The sequence below is a fragment of the Cupriavidus campinensis genome (genome assembly GCF_905397395.1).
Classification (GTDB): Bacteria; Pseudomonadota; Gammaproteobacteria; order Burkholderiales; family Burkholderiaceae; genus Cupriavidus; species Cupriavidus campinensis.
Genome location: NZ_CAJPVH010000151.1, coordinates 1 through 776, shown reverse-complemented (window position 1 = coordinate 776; position 776 = coordinate 1). Strand labels below are relative to the sequence as shown.

Here is a 776-nt window from a genome sequence, read left to right as displayed (position 1 = left end):
GGCGGCGTGGCGGCGCCACTGCCGCCGTCGGCGCCGGCTGCGCCGAAATGCGCGGCGAAGCGCAGGTCCAGCGCCCGCTCGAGCCAGTCCAGCTCGCGCCCCAGCGCCTCGGCATGCAGCGCCACGTCGGATCTAGCGCCAGTCGACATACATGACCTCCTGCATCCAGGGCAGCTTGATCGTGCTGAACGACCACGGCAGGCGGTCGAGCAGCATGTCGAACGGGCCCGGCTTGACCGCCAGCCGCCAGTGATGGCCGCTGTCATTGGACTCGCGCGTAAGCCGGCCCTCGCGCAGCAAGAAGGTCTGGCGCAGGCCCTCGGGCGAGGTCTTGCCGAGCGCGCTCCAGTGGCCGATTACGGCGCCGATCAGATCGTCGAGCAAGCGCCGCGTGGCTGCGTCCAGCGCGCCTTCGCCAACCAGCGGCGCGTCCAGCGGCATGCCGCACAGCAGCTTAGGCAGCACGCATTCGGGCTCGCTGGCCTGGTCATGCCCGTGCGCAAGCCACGCCAGGCAGCGCACCGCGCGCGCCGCCGCTTGCGCGTCGCGCAGCGTCTTGCCGTCGAGCAGGTCCAGCATGCCGAACAGGCGCTGGCTGTAGGTAGCCAACAGCACCAGCCCGGCGTCGCCGATGTAGTGGGTATCGCTATCGCCAAGCGTGGGCAGCACGGCAAGCTCAGGCAGGTCGGCGGCTGCCGACGCGGTGCCCTTCCACGGCGCGGGCTGGGGCGCGGGTGCGCCGTGGCGGGGCGCCTCGGCCTGCACGCGCTCCACGG

Annotated in this window: 1 protein-coding gene; it reads right to left on the bottom strand. The window is 72.2% G+C overall.

Features of this window, described 5'->3' with window-relative positions:
* Positions 1-132: 132 nt before the first annotated feature.
* The coding region (locus KHO18_RS28285; RefSeq protein WP_211944325.1) for a contractile injection system tape measure protein at positions 133-776 on the bottom strand (644 nt) is incomplete at its 5' end.